Raw genomic sequence first — 17,507 nt, 5'->3', positions numbered from 1 at the left:
TCATAAATTTTTCAAGGCATTTCTTTTTAAATGTCAAGTAATCTCCGGAATATGCTTTATTTATCTAAATACCATTGGTTCACACACCACTATCCCGCGAGGTGTTTTGGCATGAATATGCCAAAATCCCGAGACATACAAGCCAAAATTCCATTGCCGCAGGCAATCTGGAATGAATTTTGGCTACGTTACTGTGAACGGAGTGAACAGTAACGATGTGTTGGTTACTGTTTACACCTTGCGGGATATTACCAGTGAACAGTAACACCATATTTCATGGAAAATGTCATTTAATCCCATGTATATTGAAAATGATGTCAAAATTTTTTATAGTAAGGTCATGGAAATTCAGTAAAAGACTTACATTTTAAAGAAGGGTGGTAAAAAATATGAAGAACTGGAAAAAATTAATGGCAGGTTTCTGTGTAGCAGCTATGGTGAGTTCTATGGTTGTTCCGGTATGGGCAACAGATGATGCAGCAGCGGAAGAAGATGCAGACGGAGATGTTGCAGATGTGTCTGAGGCGATGTTGGGACTCTGGAAGGACAGCGCAGGAGATATTTACGGATTCTACAAAGATAATTCGTTTTTTGGTCAGTGGAAGGATGAAGAACAGGATGTTTTAGGCGTATATGCTCTGAGTTCAGATGGAGAGTATACAGCTCTGGTAATGCAGTTCGCAAATGACGACGGCACGTATGATGATGAAAATATGGTAACTTATCTGGTGCAGGCAAATGAGGAAGAGAATCTTCTGGAGCTTTATGATGAGGAGAATCTGGAACTGACTGCAACTCTGGAGCCTTACCAGGCAGACGGAGATGAAGCGGATTATAATCAGACTTATCAGGATATGGGTGATATCCTGACAGAGTGTTATTCCGGCGAGACAGAAGCAGGTGAGACTTTTATTTATGCAGCTAATGAGGATGGAACTTTCTGCTCAGTACTTGTGATCGATCAGGATGATAACTATGTAAGCTTTGTTGGTGAAGGTACTTTTGATGAAGAGAATGGTACTGTGACGATTACTGATGAAGTTTCTGAGATGGCACTTACTTTTGGCGTGACATTGAATGATGATGATACACTGACACTGGATATGGGTGATCTTGGAAGTGCCACTGTACAGGAAGCTACACTGGCGGTTGCAGTTCAGGGATTGAAGTATGCAGTTGAGAATGGAACTGAGATGAACTAAGCAATTTTTTTCAGAAACAAAAATATGTAATTTTGAGGATACTCCTCTTCGGATAGATTTATTCGGAGGGGAGTGTTTTTTCTGTGCCGGGGGTTTTAGAATGGCTGGGAAGATGGTATAATGAGGAGCGAATTCTATAGTTTTTGTGGAAGTGTTACAGATGAGCAGAAACAGACAGGAAGCGAAAATTACGAGAGAGGTTTGAATTTATGAATATTCTGAATATAGAGCATGTTTCCAAGGTGTTTGGTGAGAAGGTGGTGCTGGATGATGTTTCCTACGGGGTGCATCAGGGAGATAAGATTGGGATCATCGGGATTAATGGGACCGGGAAGTCTACGATTCTGAAGATCATCGGCGGTCTGGAGGAGCCGGATGAGGGGCAGGTGATCACTCAAAATGGCCTGAGAATCACGTATCTTCCGCAGATGCCGGAGTTTCCGCGGGGAGCTTCTGTCCTGGATTATGTGGCAGAAGGAAAGTGGCAGAAGGACTGGAGTACTGAGAGCGAGGCAAGGAATGTTCTGAATAAGCTGGGAATTACAGACCATGAGGAGAAGATCGATCATTTATCCGGGGGACAGAAGAAAAGGGTGGCACTGGCAAGGACTCTGGTGAATCCCTGTGATGTGCTGCTTCTGGATGAGCCCACCAACCATCTGGATAATGAGATGGTGACCTGGCTGGAGGACTTTCTGAGAAGTTTTAAGGGCGTTGTGATTATGGTTACTCATGACAGATATTTTCTCGACAGGGTTACTAATAAGATTCTGGAGATTTCCCATGGCGGCCTTTATGCTTATGAGGCTAATTACTCGAAGTTTCTGGAACTGAAGGCAGAGCGTGAGGAGATGGAGCTTGCCAGTGAGAGGAAAAGACAGAGCGTACTCCGCATGGAACTGGAGTGGGCAAAGCGTGGATGCAGAGCCAGAAGTACCAAGCAGCGGGCACGTCTGGAACGCTTGGAGGCACTGAAGAACGGAAAGGCTCCGGTGCGGGATGCGAATGTGGAGCTGGATTCTGTTGAGACACGTATGGGAAAGAAGACAATCGAACTTCACCATATCAGCAAGAGTTTTGGTGAGAAGAAGATCCTGGATGATTTTAATTATATTGTGCTGCGCAATCAGCGTCTTGGGATTATTGGTCCTAATGGGTGCGGAAAGTCAACACTCATCAAGATTATTGATGGGATGATACAGCCGGATGCAGGAGAAGTGGAAATTGGAGAAACCATTCGCATAGGGTATTTTGCACAGGAAGTGCCGGATATGGATACCAATCAGCGTGTGATCGATTATATCCGTGACGTGGCAGAGTATATTCCGACCAGAGACGGGAAGATTTCCGCAACAATGATGCTGGAGAGGTTTCTCTTTGATTCTGCCATGCAGTATGCACCCATTGCCAAATTGTCAGGTGGTGAGAAGAGGCGTCTGTATCTGCTGAAGGTTCTGATGGAGGCGCCGAATGTGCTTCTTCTGGATGAGCCAAGTAATGATCTGGATATTCCTACACTGACCATTCTGGAGGATTATCTGGATTCTTTTGCAGGGATTGTGATCGCAGTGTCTCATGACAGGTATTTTCTGGATAATATTGTGGACAGGATTTTTGCTTTTGAGGGGAATGGACATCTGACCCAGTATGAGGGCGGATATACGGATTATACAGAGGCGCTGGCGAGAAAAGGCGGGGCAGTATCTGAAGGACAGAGCACTGCAGTTGGTGCGGAAAAGAAGAAGTCGGCTCAGGCAGACTGGAAGCAGAATCGTCCCCAGAAGCTGAAATTTACCTATAAAGAGCAGAGGGAATTTGAAACTATCGATGATGATATTGCAGCGCTGGAGGAACTGCTGGAGAAGCTGGATAAGGATATGGAGGCCAATGCCACCAATTCTGTGATGCTTCGTGAGATCATGGAGCAGAAGGAGAAGGCACAGGCAGATCTGGATGAGAAGATGGACAGGTGGGTTTATCTGAATGATCTGGCGGAGCGAATCGAGGCACAAAAAAGTGAAAAGTGATTTTTTTCAGATGCTATTGACTTTGCAGAGGGTTCTTTAGTATGATACAGATTATGGAAGATTGCAGGAGCTGCTTTGCAGCGGGGCAATTTGCGGATGCCGGGTCAGTGACAGAAAATATCTTTTGATTCTGACATCTGTGAGTGAACAGTAAGTGAACAGGAGATATAAAAATATGGCAGAACAGGTCAGAGTTGTAGTGGACGCAATGGGCGGGGATAATGCCCCGGCAGAACCTGTCAGAGCTGCAGTGGAAGCTGTAACAGAGAGACAGGACATAAAAGTAATTCTTACAGGAAAACAGGAAGTGATAGATAAGGAACTGGCGAAATATTCCGGATATCCGAAGAACCAGATCCAGGTTGTCAATGCATCCCAGGTGATCGAGACAGCAGAACCCCCTGTTTTTGCGATCCGTAAGAAAAAAGATTCATCAATCGTAGTAGGTTTGAATATGGTTAAGAAACAGGAGGCAGATGCCTTTGTTTCATCAGGAAGTACAGGAGCTGTTCTTGTTGGCGGACAGGTACTGGTAGGCAGAAGTAAAGGTGTGGAGAGGCCGCCTCTTGCACCGTTGATCCCTACCACGAAGGGTGTTTCCCTTCTGATCGACTGTGGTGCCAATGTGGATGCACGTCCATCGCATCTGGTGCAGTTTGCGAAGATGGGCTCTATTTATATGGAGAACGTAGTCGGTATTAAAAATCCAAAAGTTGCCATTGTAAATAACGGGGCGGAAGAGGAGAAGGGAAATGCACTTGTAAAAGAAACTTTCCCCCTTCTGAAAGAATGCAAAAGCATTAATTTCATCGGAAGTATAGAAGCCAGAGATATCCCGGCAGGATATGCGGATGTGGTCGTATGCGAAGCATTTGTGGGAAATGTGATCCTTAAATTATATGAGGGAGTTGGTTCTGCCCTGGTCCAGAAGATCAAAGAAGGAATGATGACCAGCACAAGAAGTAAGATCGGTGCACTTCTGGTAAAGCCTGCACTGAAAGAAACGCTGAAATCCTTTGATGCAACGGAATATGGCGGAGCACCGCTTCTGGGGCTTAAAGGACTTGTGGTAAAGACGCATGGAAGTGCCAAAGCCATTGAGATCAAACATGGTATTTTCCAGTGTGTACAGTTTAAACAGGAGAAGATCAACGAGAAGATCGCAGAGCGTATCCTGGAGGATCAGGAAGTACTGAAGTCCGGAGCAGAATAGAGCAGGACAGGAACAGAAACAGGAAGGAGGGTTGAAGATGGAACTGGAGAAAATAAAAGCTATCATAGCAGAGGTTCTGAATATTGATGCAGATTCGATCACAGAAGACACTACATTTGTAGATGATCTTGGTGCAGACTCTCTTGATATTTTTCAGATTATTATGGGGATTGAAGAGGAGTATGACATTGAGCTGGATAATGAATCTGTCGAACAGATTCAGACAGTCGGTGATGCTGTTGAAGCAATTCGGACAATTAAATAAAAATGTAACTGTCCGGCAGTCTGAAATTTGACAGGAGCATAATACAGGCGCACTGAGCAGTTGCAAAAAATGATGTCGCAGGGTTGTCAGATGACAGCCCTGCGCATATGGAGAGGGTTAGAGGAATGAATAGAAAGACAGAAGAATTAGAAGAAATCATAGGATATCATTTTAAAAATAAACATTATCTTACACAGGCACTGACTCACAGTTCCTATGCAAATGAGAAGAAGCTGGGGAAGCTGGGCAGCAATGAGAGACTGGAGTTTCTGGGAGATGCTGTGCTGGAGCTGATCAGCAGTGATTATCTGTATGCAAGATTTACCCAGATACCGGAGGGAGAGCTGACAAAGAAGAGAGCCAGCCTGGTGTGTGAGCCAAGCCTTGCCTATTGTGCAAGAGAATTCGGACTGCCGCAGTTTCTGTTGCTTGGAAAGGGCGAGGATATGACAGGCGGAAGAAACAGGGATTCTATCGTCTCTGATGCAACAGAGGCTTTACTGGGAGCTATCTATCTGGATGGTGGTTTTGCTAATGCAAAGGAGTTTGTGCTGAATTTTATCCTGAATGATATTGAACACAAACAGCTCTTTTATGATAGCAAGACCATCCTGCAGGAAATCGTGCAGGAAAACGGAACACAGCCGGTGGAATATATTCTGACAAAAGAAGAAGGCCCGGATCATAACAAAAACTTTACTGTGGAGGCAAGAGTAAACGGAAAAGTGATGGGACAGGGAAGCGGTCATACAAAGAAAGCAGCAGAACAGGCCGCAGCATACCAGGCGATTCGTGTACTCAGAAAATAAACAGGAGAATTATGTATTTAAAGAATATAGAGGTACAGGGATTTAAGTCTTTCGCCCAGAAGATCAATTTTGAATTTCATAACGGGATCACCGGTATTGTAGGTCCGAACGGAAGTGGAAAGAGTAATGTCGGTGATGCGGTGAGATGGGTGCTGGGTGAACAGAGTGCCAGGTCTCTGCGAGGAGGAAATATGCAGGATGTTATTTTCTCCGGTACAGAGACAAGAAAACCCCTGGGTTATGCATCGGTGGCGATCACACTGGATAATTCAGACCATAAGCTTCCGGTTGATTTTAACGAGGTTACGGTTACCAGAAGGCTTTACCGTTCAGGAGAGAGTGAATATAAGATCAACGGAAGTGCCTGCAGACTGAAAGATATCAATGAGATGTTTTATGATACAGGTATCGGTAAAGAAGGATATTCCATTATCGGACAGGGACAGATCGACAGGATCCTAAGCGGTAAACCGGAAGAGAGAAGAGAGCTTTTTGATGAGGCAGCAGGTATTGTTAAATTTAAGAGAAGAAAGAATACCACGATCAAAAAACTGGAGGAAGAACGCCAGAACCTGGTCAGAGTGACAGATATCCTCTCGGAGCTTACCAGACAGCTGGAACCACTGGAGAAACAGTCAGAGACAGCAAGAGTTTATCTTTCCAAAAGAGAGACGCTTAAGGAACTGGATGTGAATATGTTCCTGATGGAGTATGCTGCTGCAGCCAAAGAACTCAAGGAACTGGAAGAGAAGAACATAATTGCGCAGAATCAGCTGAAGGATACCCAGAGTTCCTATGACCGGACCAAGGTGGAATATGAACGTCTGGAACAGGAACTGGAAGAGTTAAATTCCAAAATGGATGCACTTCGCATTTCCGGTCAGGAGCAGGCAATCCGTAAACAACAGCTGGAAGGCCAGATCAATGTATTAAATGAGCAGATACTGGCAGGGGCACAGAATGAAGAACATTATAAGGGACGTCTTCAGACTATTGAGGCAGAACTTTCAGTAAGAACAGATTCAAAGAAGAAACTGGAAGAAGAGAAATCGGATATTTATGCACAGTTAAAGGCGGTTCGCAGGAAGCTTACTGAGGAAGAGGAGAAATTAAGGACAGCGCAGGAGAATATGGAAGCCTGCAATCTGGAAGTGGAGAATGGCAAAAATGAGATCATTGAGATCTTAAACAGCCGTGCAAATGTCAAGGGTAAAGCTCAGAGATTTGATACAATGATGGAGCAGGCAGAGATCCGCAAGGCTGAGATCAGCCAGCGTATCCTCAGATTAAAGAGTGAAGAGGAAGAGCAGCAGACCATCCTTTCAAAAGCAAAAAAACAATATGATGAGATCACAGAGCAGATAGAAAATGCCAACAGGGAATGTGAAAATCTGAACCTGAGTGTGATGAAGCTTCAGGAAAAACTGAAGGAACAGAACACAAGGCTGGAAGCAGAACAGACTGCTTATCACAGAGAAGCCTCACGTCTGGATTCTCTCAGAAATATTGCGGAGCGTTATGATGGATACGGAAACAGTATCCGGAGAGTTATGGAGCAAAAGGAACGTGTTCCGGGAATCCAGGGCGTTGTTGCAGATCTGATCCAGGTAAACAAAGATTATGAGATCGCTATTGAGACAGCACTTGGCGGAAGTATCCAGAATATCGTTACAGATAATGAACAGACTGCCAAGATGATGATTGAATTTCTGAAAAAGAACCGTTATGGACGTGCAACCTTTCTCCCTATGAGCAGTATCAGTCCACGCGGTGAGTTTACACCGAAAGAAGCACTGAAAGAGCCGGGCGTTGTGGGGATTGCCAGCGAACTGGTGTCCGTAGCTTCTCAGTATCAGCAGATCACGAAATTCCTTCTTGGAAGAGTGCTGGTAGTTGATAACATTGATCATGCCATTGCAATAGGAAAAAAATACAGACACAGTCTGAGAATGGTCACAACAGAGGGTGAATCCTTAAGCCCGGGAGGTTCCATGACCGGCGGTGCCTTCAGAAACAACAGCAATCTGCTTGGAAGACGGCGTGAAATAGAGGAACTGGAAACAAAAGTAAATCAGCTGAAGCAGAATCTGACCGAAATGCAGAATGCTGTTGAGGAAAATAAAAATCAGAGAAACAGGCTTCGTGATGCCATTGCAGGATTTCAGGAAAAACTCCGTCAGAAATATATAGAACAGAATACTGCCAGAATGAATATCAAACAGCAGGAAAAGAAAGCTGAGGAGATCCGAAGCGGATATGCGCAGATCAATAGAAATCAGGCAGAGATCAAACGCCAGGTCATGGAAATCCGGCAGGATCATGACCGGATTGCCAGGGAACTGGAGAATTCAAAGCAGGATGAGAAAGAACTGGAGAGTTTTATTGAGGCAAAGCAGTCAGAACTGGATGAATGGAAAGAAGAAGAGAAGAAAATCACCCGGGAGTTAGAAGAAATCCGTCTTCAGTCATCCGCTCTTGAACAGAAAGAGAAATTTGACCAGGAAAACCTGAGCCGTCTGAAAGCAGAAATCACAGCTTTTATGACTGAGAAAGAGGATATTTATCAGTCTCTTGCTCACAGCAGTGAAGAGATGGAAAAGAAGCAGGAGATGATCACTCAGCTGAAAAAAGAGTCGGAAGAGTCTGTCCTTCATGAAGAACAGGCACAGATGCAGCTGAAAAATCTGCAGAAGGAGAAAGAGAGCAGAACTTCTCAGCATAAAGATTTTTTTGAGAAAAGAGATTATCTGTCCGGTCAGATCGGACTTCTGGATAAGGAATGTTACCGTCTGCAGGGACAGATGGACAAGCTGGAGGAGAACAGGGAAGAGCGGATTGCCTATATGTGGTCCGAGTATGAGATTACTCCCAATAATGCTGTTTCCTACAGAAAAGAGGAACTTACTGATCTTTCGCAGATGAAGCGACAGGCAGCTCAGATTAAAGATGATATCAGAAAGCTGGGACCTGTAAATGTAAATGCTATTGAGGATTATAAGGAACTTCTGGAAAGACACACCTTTCTGTCCGGCCAGTATGAGGATCTGGTCACAGCGGAGAAAACTCTGGAACAGATCATTCAGGAGCTGGATGAGGGAATGCGGAAACAGTTTTCTGAGAAATTTGGCGAGATCCAGAAGGAATTTGACAAGGCATTTAAGGAATTGTTCGGAGGCGGAAAAGGAACTCTGGAGCTGGATGAAGAGGCAGATATCCTGGAGGCAGGAATTAAGATCATTTCCCAGCCGCCGGGAAAGAAACTGCAGAATATGATGCAGCTTTCCGGCGGGGAAAAAGCTCTGACAGCTATCGCACTTCTTTTCGCGATCCAGAATCTGAAGCCGTCACCGTTCTGTCTGCTGGATGAGATCGAGGCAGCGCTGGACGATTCCAATGTTGGGCGATTTGCCGGATATTTACAGAAGTTGACGAAAAACACACAATTTATTATAATAACCCATAGACGTGGAACTATGAACGCCGCAGACCGGCTTTATGGTATTACCATGCAGGAAAAAGGGGTATCCACACTGGTTTCCGTCGATCTGGTGGAGAATCAGCTTACCCAGTAACAGGAGGAGTTTCACATGGCAGAAGAAAAGAAAGGTTTTTTTAAACGATTAGTCAGTGGACTGGCAAAGACCAGAGACAATATCGTAGCCGGATTTGACAGTATTTTCAGTGGTTTTTCCAGTATTGATGAAGATTTTTATGAAGAGCTGGAAGAGATTCTGATCATGGGTGATATCGGGATCAATGCGACCACTTCTATTATTGAGAATTTAAAGAAAGAGGTTTCCGAACGTCATATTAAGGAACCGATGGAATGTAAACAGCTTCTGATCAATGAGATCAAGGATCAGATGCGTGTGGACAGCACAGAGTATGAATTTGAGAACCGCAGATCCGTAGTTTTGGTGATCGGTGTCAATGGTGTCGGAAAAACCACTTCAGTAGGAAAGCTTGCAGGAAAATTAAAAGACCAGGGCAAGAAGGTTATCCTTGCAGCAGCCGATACTTTCCGCGCAGCAGCAGGAGAGCAGCTTACTGAGTGGGCGAACCGTGCAGGTGTGGAGATCATCGGCGGACAGGCGGGAGCAGATCCTGCATCTGTTATCTATGATGCGGTGGCAGCAGCCAAAGCAAGAAATGCAGACGTACTTCTCTGCGATACAGCAGGACGTCTTCATAATAAAAAGAACCTTATGGAAGAACTCCGCAAGATTTACAAGATCCTGGAGAGGGAGTATCCGGATGCATATCTGGAGACACTGGTAGTGCTGGATGGTACCACCGGGCAGAATGCCCTTGCACAGGCGAGACAATTTGCGGAGGTCGCAAATGTCAGCGGTATTATCCTTACCAAGCTGGACGGAACTGCCAAGGGAGGTATTGCAGTTGCCATCCAGTCTGAACTGGATATTCCGGTGAAGTACATTGGCGTAGGAGAAAGTATTGACGATCTTCAGAAATTCGATGCAGATGCATTTGTAAATGCGTTGTTTGATGTAGACCATAAAGAAAACCCGGACGCTCAAGATTAGGATGTACTTTCGGAGTCAAATCAAGTACAAAAAGATTCCGGGAGTACATTTAGGACAAAATGGAGGAAAAAACAATGCTTACTTTAGAGAGTTTTGAACAGGCATCAGAGATCGTAAAACAGGTCACACAGGAAACAAAGCTGATCAAGAGCAGCTATTTCAGTGAACTTACAGGAAATAAGGTTTATTTAAAACCGGAGAATATGCAGCGTACAGGTGCATATAAGGTTCGTGGTGCCTATTATAAGATCAGCACTCTTTCCGATGAAGAGAGAAATAAAGGTCTGATCACAGCATCCGCCGGAAATCATGCACAGGGTGTTGCCTATGCTGCACATAAATATGGTGTGAAGGCAGTGATCGTTATGCCTACCACAACTCCGCTGATCAAGGTTGAGAGAACAAAGAGTTACGGTGCAGAGGTTATCCTGCATGGTGATGTATATGATGAGGCATGTGCACATGCACTGGAACTTGCTGAGAAAGAGGGATATACCTTTATCCATCCTTTCGATGATCCGGCAGTTGCCACAGGGCAGGGTACCATTGCAATGGAGATCGTTCAGGAGCTTCCGCTTGTTGATTATATTCTGGTTCCGATCGGTGGAGGCGGACTTGCAACAGGTGTTTCCACACTTGCGAAGCTGTTAAATCCACATATCAAAGTCATTGGTGTGGAACCGGCAGGGGCTGCCTGCATGAAGGCTTCTCTGAAGAAGGGTGAGGTTGTGACTCTTCCGCACGTAAATACGATTGCTGACGGTACTGCCGTACAGACACCCGGAAAGAAAATCTTCCCGTATATCCAGAAGAATCTGGACGATATCATCACTATCGAGGATGATGAACTGATCGTTGCTTTCCTTGACATGGTTGAGAACCATAAGATGATCGTAGAGAATTCCGGTCTTCTGACAGTGGCAGCGCTTCGTCATCTGGATGTGAAGGGAAAGAAGATTGTTTCTATCTTAAGCGGTGGAAACATGGATGTTATTACCATGTCTTCTGTTGTTCAGCATGGTCTGATCCAGAGAGACAGAATCTTCACAGTATCTGTGCTCATTCCGGATAAGCCGGGCGAACTGGTACGCGTGGCAAGCGTGATCGCCAGGGCTCAGGGCAATGTTATCAAGCTGGATCATAACCAGTTTGTAAGCACGAACAGAAATGCGGCAGTGGAACTTAAGATCACATTGGAGGCTTTTGGCACAGATCATAAGAATGAGATTGTTAAAGCTCTCGAAGATGCAGGATGCAGACCAAAGGTGATCCGTCCAAGTCTGTGATTGTCTCAGAGTAGCATCTGCCATGTAAATAAATGAAATGGAGCCCTGGTGTTCAGTATATGGATGCCGGGGCTTTTTTGATGAGATTTTAAAGAAGTGTATCGGAAAAAATAAATTTGTGCTGTCAAGAGAAAATGCTTGATATTAATTTTGAAAGAATGCCGTAAATACGCGCTTTTCCGGGCATATTGGCAGGAGTCTGTGACAATCTTGTGACAAATGCGGGAAAATAGATGTGATTACAGGTATTTTCTGCATGATTTGAGATTGACAGTCATATAATAATAGAGTAAAATAATTGTACAAGAAATAGAACAACATATTGTACAACTGTGAAAGGCGGGTGAAATTATGTTAGCAGTAAATTATTCTACAATCAGAAACAATTTGAAAGATTATTGTGATCAGGCAACGGATAACCATGAGACTGTTATTGTGACCCGTAAAGGCGAAAAGAATGTTGTGATCATGAGCCTTGAGAAATATAATCAGCTTGAAAAGGCTGCCCGGAATGCAGAGTATCTTGCCATGATAGACAGAGGAATTGCTCAGTTATCAGCAGGCAATGGACAGGAACACGAACTGATCGAGGTAGATGAATGAAAAAGTTATGGGCTGACAGAGCATGGGATGATTATCTTTACTGGCAGACACAAGATAAAAAGACTTTGAAGCGGATTAATGAACTTATTAAGTCTATCGAGAGAGAGGGTTTGTCCCAAGGAATCGGAAAGCCGGAGCCATTGAGACATAGAAAAGCATGGAGCAGGCGGATTGATGATGTTAACAGATTGGTTTACAACATAGACGAGAATGGATTTCTTTGGATCATTGCTTGTAGAGGTCATTATGAAGATTAAAAGGAGAGGCTGGAGCTGTAAAAGGTTCCGGCTCTTTTTACATGAAAGTGCGGCTTTGATGTGTCGAAAAATGTCGAATTATAATCTATTGTGTTATAGCAGAATTGGAAGTATGATATAAGAAAATGGAAGGGAGATATGAGAGCTATGGAAAGAGATAAATTTTGCAGTGTATTCTGGAGATATTATTTAGCTTTAGAGAAAGACTTTATGGAAACAGAAAGATTTGTAAGTTTTGATTTAGGGGATAATTATTTGTATTCTGTAGATGGAAATGATTTAGAAAATAGTAATGTATATTCGATTGAATATATAAAACAATATCAAGCTATTGTATCAGAAATTGATGTATTATTGAAAGAGATATGTAAAGAATTAGGAAATGATTATGCGAGTTGTATGGATCGAGGATATACACCAGTTATTTTGGCTGATGATTTTTGGAAAAGAATTGTGAATCAGAAAGTTAGAATGAGAGAAATTGAGTTGCAACCATTCTGGGGATGGAAATCGATACCATACAAATCTCCTGCATGGTGGGGGCAATATAATGATGTAAAGCATAATAGAACAGAAAAATACAAAGAAGCTAATTTGAAGAACGTATTAAATGCTTTGGCAGGATTATATGCTTTGGAAAATTATTATGTAAAATTTGTAGCTGATAAAGCTAATGAACAAAATCCGGAAGATAAAGTATATGATGTCCCAGATGATGAATCGCAATTATTTGAAATGCTAGACTGGAGTACTAATACTACTGTGTTTGGAAAAGATTTATACGTATCTGAATCTATAGCTGAGTTAGATGGATTCGAAAAATAGAGAAGAGAGACAAATAGAATAGCAAGAAAAATTAAATGTCCAGGATTCCTGTGTGGAAGTACAGATGTAGAGTATTTGGGTGGAAATCAGTGAACCAGTTTGAATCTGAATCCGTTGCATCCGTTTACATTGGTAAATACAAAACCAAAGGGAAAACAGAAATTCAGATGCAGGAAATGTGGAAAAGTATTTGAAGCTAAAATTTAACAGAGAAGTTATCGTATACCATCAGCCGTTTTGACTGGTGGTATTCCTATAATGAGATAAAGCACTCAATGCCTTATGACATGATGCCTCTTAAGTAGACAAGGTAAATGACCGGATCTACTTAAGGGGAATCAGGAGAGGTATTGGGTGATTTTTTATTTTTCTTTCTTATAAATGGCTTTTATGCAGGAGATTAGGCCTTCACTTGCAGTAAAAAGAGCTAATCGGAAATCTTTTAATGCTTTAGTCCGCTCATGATCTGAAAGAGCTGGTTCTTCATATCGATGACGCTTAACACAGTAATCTGCAATTGGAAGTAAAACTTCATGCGAGAACCAGATATCTTCCTCCAACAAATCATTGATAGCACGCGTACAATTGCGCGCCCATGAATAATCTTGCCCTTTAAGGGAACCAATATGATGCCATTTTTCCAATATTTTAATTGCAGTAGAATTTAGACCAGTTACAGAGGCTATATCTGTCTCAATGTGACTGGGGTAATCAATATATCCAAATAGATAATCTGCACTACATTTAAAGTAATCGCAATAGGCCTTTAACCATTTACCTTCTATGCTGGTAGCAAAATCAGTTTTTCTGTGATTTTCAATTCGGCTTCGAGCACTTTCACAACTCCTTTTAAAATCACTGTTAACGTAAAAAGGGAGACATCCCTTTGATAACATATTTCTTGCAAGTTCAGCATTAGCTCCTTTTTTAGTGATTTCTATTCCTGACGATTGCATGAGATATTCTAATCTCTGACCAAACGTGTTTTTAAAACCGTTACTCATACAAAACTCCTTTAAACGTGTATTGTTTAGGACTTATAAAACTGCAAAAGATAATGTACGATAATACCAGACGAAGATAATGGTTATAACACAAAACTAATATAGACAAATTTTCTACGATTTGTGACTATTTAAGATTTCGTTGCGATTTTAGAAAGGAGGCATAGTCTTGTATACTTTGAAGTTCCTGGATAGAGTATTCTTTTGAAGTAAAAATAATGGATGATATATCATCATTAGTTTTCCGCGAAGTTGCAAACTTTTCAGCAGCGTTAACAATATTGGTGATGTTAATTTCCTCTTTGTACGGGCTAAATATTTCTGATATTGGCATTTTAAAATAATCTGATATTTTTTGGGCTGCTTTAACAGAAGGGGTACGTTGACCATTCTCCCAATAGTTAATGGATGCTTGCGATACACCTAATTTTTGAGCTAACTGTTTTTGAGATAAATGAGCGTTTTGACGGAGTTGAGCTAATTTATTTGGATGTTTACAATATAACATTTTGTTCACCACCTTTTGATAATACTATATCACATCAAAATGTGTTTGACAATCACTTTTGTTATTGACATTAAAACACATTAGTGATATTGTATAAACACAATAGTGATTAAAGAAAGCGAGGTAGTTAAATGACGATTAATAAGATGAAATTCGAAATTGCTATGGCGAGAGAAGCAGTGACAAAGACGGAAATTTCAAAGAGGGCAGGAGTAAGTAGGGGAAGATTGAATGTGATTCTGAACAGCAAGAATGTGACTCCGATTGTAGCAGGACGTATTGCTACAGCTTTAAACACAGATATAACTGAAATTATTGATTGAACGGAAGGAGAATAATTTATGAATCCATTAAAATCTAATAATCCGCAGGGAAAATTTTTTACTTATCAGCAAATGGCAGAAGATAGTAATCTTGGTATCAATACAGTTATGCGGCTGGCAAAAGAGTCGAATTCAATAATCCGAATCGGGCGGACTGTGAGAGTGAATCCAGAGAAATTTTATAAGTACATTATCGCAGAATATTCTGAATAAGGCGGTGATTCCATGGAAGTATATGAAAACCTGTTGTCGGGTAAAGATAATGTACGAAGAATAAAAGACGTTAAATGTTCGCTGAAGGAGTTGGAAGAATGAGCGAGTATCCAAGCATGTACGATGCCGCCATTGAGTACGCAAAAAAAGGATTTGCTGTTTTTCCATTGAAATATCGTGATAAGGTACCGCTTACCAGGAATGGATGTAAGGATGCAACTACGGACGCGGCTCAGATAAAAGCCTGGTGGCAGAAATACCCAAATGCAAATATAGGCCTTGCGACTGGCTCAGTTAGCCAGAATGTATTTGTAATTGATTTAGACATTGACGAAGATCGCGGAATAGATGGGTACCATTCGCTTGAAGATTGGCAGCGTGAACACGGTGATTTCCCAGAAACATGGACAGCTATCACGGGACGCGGTGGATACCATTTGTACTATCGTGGAAATGGCAAAATAAAGAACCGAGCCGGAATTATTGATGGTGTAGATATTCGTGGAAATGGCGGGTATGTAGTAGCTCCTCCATCAATACATAAGAATGGCAATCGGTACGAATGGGAATATTCACCGGATGAATTTGAAATTGCAAAGGCCGATAACAATGTAGAATATTTCTTGAACCATGACGATCAGAAACAAGGCGCAGCTTTTACCATGCCAAATATCGTGGCAGCAGGACAAAGAAATCAGATGCTTTTTCGTTTTGCGTGTATGATGCAGGCGAAAGGAGCGTCAGATCAATCAGTGTTCGCTGCTACCATGGCTGAGAATGAAAGTTCCTGCTCGCCTCCATTAACTGAACAGGAAGTCAAAGTCATTGTATCAAGTGCGACTAGATATGATAAAGGAAAGCCTATTCATATAGATTCTGAAGGAGTTGCTACACGAGAAAACAAAGATGATGTTATTGGAAATCCGGAATGGGTTCTTAACTTCCTTGATTGTAACCATGATAAAGATGGGAATATAAAAAGTGTAAAACAATTTGTACATAATTTTGAAATCGTCATGGATAAAGATGACCGCTTTGCTGGGAAAATACGGTTTAATGAATTTGCACAGCAACTTTATTTGTGTGGTAATGTGCCTTGGGAAAAAGAGGACAATTGTAGAGCTTGGAGTAGTCATGATGATTCAGCCCTGTTTTCACTGATACAGGCTGACTATGGGCTTAAAAGCCGACAGGACTTTGCAGATGCATTGAAAAATGTTTCTATGCGTAATAAGTTCCATCCGGTAAGAGAATTGCTGGATTCCCTTACATGGGATGGAAAAGAGCATATAAGAAGCCTGCTGCCGGAATATCTTGGAGCAGAGGATTCTGATTATACATATCAGGTAATGCGCTTATGGATGCTAGGAGCTGTTTCAAGGGTATATAAACCCGGAAATAAATTTGATTATACAATCATTTTACAGGGTTCACAGGGCATTGGCAAGAGTACGTTTCTGAAATTGATGGCTTTGGACGATTCCTGGTTCAATGATTCGTTGGATAGTTTGGATTCAGATAAAGCGGTACAGTCCCTTACAGGATCATGGATCATTGAGCTCGCAGAGCTTAAATCATTGGCAAGGACGGCGGGCGGTGTGGAGAGCGTAAAGCGTTTTCTGACAGCTACGCAAGACAAATACAGGATTCCTTATGAAAGGCGAGCAGACACGTTTTATAGACAGTGTGTATTTGCTGGAACCACTAATAAAGATGATTTTTTGCAGGATGAAACGGGAAATAGGCGTTTCCTAATTGTCCAGACAGGTGTTAAGAAACCATCAAAAAGTCTTTTTGTGCCAGAAATCATGGATACAATCAAGCTGGCTTGGGCCGAGGCTGTACATATTTGGAAAAATGAGAAGCCACAGCTGATACTTCCAGAAGCATATATGCAAGAGGCAAATGAACTTCAAGAGGCGAATATGGCGGATGATGGCAAGCGGGGGATTATTCAGGAATACCTGGAAGGTAAAACACAGGTATGTGCTAGGGAAATATGGGAAAAAGCGTTAGGGGAAAACGTATCGCCTAGAAAATATCAGATCACAGAGATTAATGATATTATTGCTAAAGTACCAGGATGGAAAAAACTGAAGAGTCCGCGTAATTTTGAAGGATATGGTAAACAGCGCGGATTCCAAAAAACGGTGCTACAAACTGAGAATGAAAAGGCTACAAACTTTTCTGAGTTTGTTCCAATATCACGGCAAGAACAGATGGAAATACCATTTGATTGAAAGCTTAAAGAAGAATGTAGCTGACTTTGTAGTTAGATTGTAGCTTGATTAAACCCAGTATTTACAAGGCTTTCTACAATAACTACAAAGACTACATGATATCAAAAGAATTATATAAATATAAGAATATAGGTATAAAAGAGTATATATATATAACTTTAAACTCTTTGGGAAGATTGTAGCTGTTG

Annotated in this window: 16 protein-coding genes; 14 read left to right on the top strand and 2 right to left on the bottom strand. The window is 42.2% G+C overall.

Annotation, left to right across the window (positions count from 1 at the left end):
- Window positions 1-389: 389 nt before the first annotated feature.
- From I4V44_RS05785 to I4V44_RS05735, 11 genes are all read left to right on the top strand, one after another.
- Window positions 390-1,202, top strand: coding sequence for a hypothetical protein (locus I4V44_RS05785; RefSeq protein ID WP_055200717.1), 813 nt, complete (start codon window positions 390-392; stop codon window positions 1,200-1,202).
- Between the two features lie 209 nt (window positions 1,203-1,411).
- On the top strand, window positions 1,412-3,229 hold the full coding sequence (locus I4V44_RS05780) for an ABC-F family ATP-binding cassette domain-containing protein (protein WP_055200715.1): 1,818 nt from the start codon (window positions 1,412-1,414) through the stop codon (window positions 3,227-3,229).
- A 175-nt stretch (window positions 3,230-3,404) separates the two neighbouring features.
- Window positions 3,405-4,442 (top strand): phosphate acyltransferase PlsX, encoded by a 1,038-nt coding sequence (gene plsX / locus I4V44_RS05775; RefSeq protein WP_020993746.1) that lies wholly within the window; start codon window positions 3,405-3,407, stop codon window positions 4,440-4,442.
- Between the two features lie 37 nt (window positions 4,443-4,479).
- Entirely contained in the window at window positions 4,480-4,707 is a 228-nt protein-coding gene (gene acpP / locus I4V44_RS05770) for an acyl carrier protein (protein WP_020993747.1), read from the top strand.
- A gap of 125 nt (window positions 4,708-4,832) precedes the next feature.
- On the top strand, window positions 4,833-5,516 hold the full coding sequence (rnc, locus tag I4V44_RS05765) for a ribonuclease III (protein ID WP_008704699.1): 684 nt from the start codon (window positions 4,833-4,835) through the stop codon (window positions 5,514-5,516).
- Window positions 5,517-5,527: 11 nt separating this feature from the next.
- A complete protein-coding gene (gene smc / locus I4V44_RS05760) occupies window positions 5,528-9,088 on the top strand; it encodes a chromosome segregation protein SMC (RefSeq protein ID WP_196002471.1) in 3,561 nt (1,186 codons plus the stop codon).
- A gap of 15 nt (window positions 9,089-9,103) precedes the next feature.
- Window positions 9,104-10,060, top strand: a complete 957-nt coding sequence (gene ftsY / locus I4V44_RS05755) for a signal recognition particle-docking protein FtsY (protein ID WP_055200711.1) — start codon at window positions 9,104-9,106, stop codon at window positions 10,058-10,060.
- 74 nt (window positions 10,061-10,134) lie between these two features.
- Complete coding sequence (ilvA, locus tag I4V44_RS05750) at window positions 10,135-11,346, top strand: threonine ammonia-lyase (protein ID WP_008704690.1); 1,212 nt, start codon at window positions 10,135-10,137, stop codon at window positions 11,344-11,346.
- Between the two features lie 351 nt (window positions 11,347-11,697).
- Window positions 11,698-11,949 carry a type II toxin-antitoxin system Phd/YefM family antitoxin gene (locus I4V44_RS05745; RefSeq protein WP_022380596.1) on the top strand — a complete coding sequence of 84 codons (252 nt, stop codon included), beginning with the start codon at window positions 11,698-11,700 and terminating at the stop codon, window positions 11,947-11,949.
- Complete coding sequence (locus I4V44_RS05740) at window positions 11,946-12,206, top strand: Txe/YoeB family addiction module toxin (RefSeq protein ID WP_022380597.1); 261 nt, start codon at window positions 11,946-11,948, stop codon at window positions 12,204-12,206. The genes I4V44_RS05745 and I4V44_RS05740 overlap by 4 nt, the downstream gene beginning before the upstream one ends.
- A gap of 147 nt (window positions 12,207-12,353) precedes the next feature.
- The gene (locus I4V44_RS05735; RefSeq protein WP_118587270.1) at window positions 12,354-13,031 is read left to right on the top strand and encodes a hypothetical protein; all 678 of its coding nucleotides are present in this window, start codon (window positions 12,354-12,356) and stop codon (window positions 13,029-13,031) included.
- Window positions 13,032-13,393: 362 nt separating this feature from the next.
- Here the strand turns inward: I4V44_RS05735 and I4V44_RS05730 are convergent, their stop codons facing one another.
- On the bottom strand, window positions 13,394-14,035 hold the full coding sequence (locus tag I4V44_RS05730; RefSeq protein WP_196002470.1) for a hypothetical protein: 642 nt from the start codon (window positions 14,033-14,035) through the stop codon (window positions 13,394-13,396).
- A gap of 127 nt (window positions 14,036-14,162) precedes the next feature.
- Window positions 14,163-14,543, bottom strand: coding sequence for a helix-turn-helix transcriptional regulator (locus I4V44_RS05725; RefSeq protein WP_196002469.1), 381 nt, complete (start codon window positions 14,541-14,543; stop codon window positions 14,163-14,165).
- Between the two features lie 131 nt (window positions 14,544-14,674).
- On the opposite strand from I4V44_RS05725, the gene I4V44_RS05720 reads away from it, so the two are divergent.
- The 3 genes from I4V44_RS05720 to I4V44_RS05710 all read left to right on the top strand — a co-directional run bounded on the left by I4V44_RS05720 (window position 14,675) and on the right by I4V44_RS05710 (window position 17,319).
- A complete protein-coding gene (locus I4V44_RS05720; RefSeq protein ID WP_005427342.1) occupies window positions 14,675-14,866 on the top strand; it encodes a helix-turn-helix domain-containing protein in 192 nt (63 codons plus the stop codon).
- Between the two features lie 18 nt (window positions 14,867-14,884).
- On the top strand, window positions 14,885-15,079 hold the full coding sequence (locus I4V44_RS05715; protein ID WP_005427344.1) for a DUF6462 family protein: 195 nt from the start codon (window positions 14,885-14,887) through the stop codon (window positions 15,077-15,079).
- Window positions 15,080-15,177: 98 nt separating this feature from the next.
- A complete protein-coding gene (locus I4V44_RS05710; protein WP_196002468.1) occupies window positions 15,178-17,319 on the top strand; it encodes a VapE domain-containing protein in 2,142 nt (713 codons plus the stop codon).
- Window positions 17,320-17,507: the final 188 nt, after the last annotated feature.

Origin of the sequence: Blautia sp. 1001283B150304_161114_C9 (assembly GCF_015668165.1) — a bacterium.
Classification (GTDB): Bacteria; Bacillota; Clostridia; order Lachnospirales; family Lachnospiraceae; genus Blautia_A; species Blautia_A wexlerae.
This window is presented reverse-complemented; position numbering and strand designations above follow the sequence as displayed.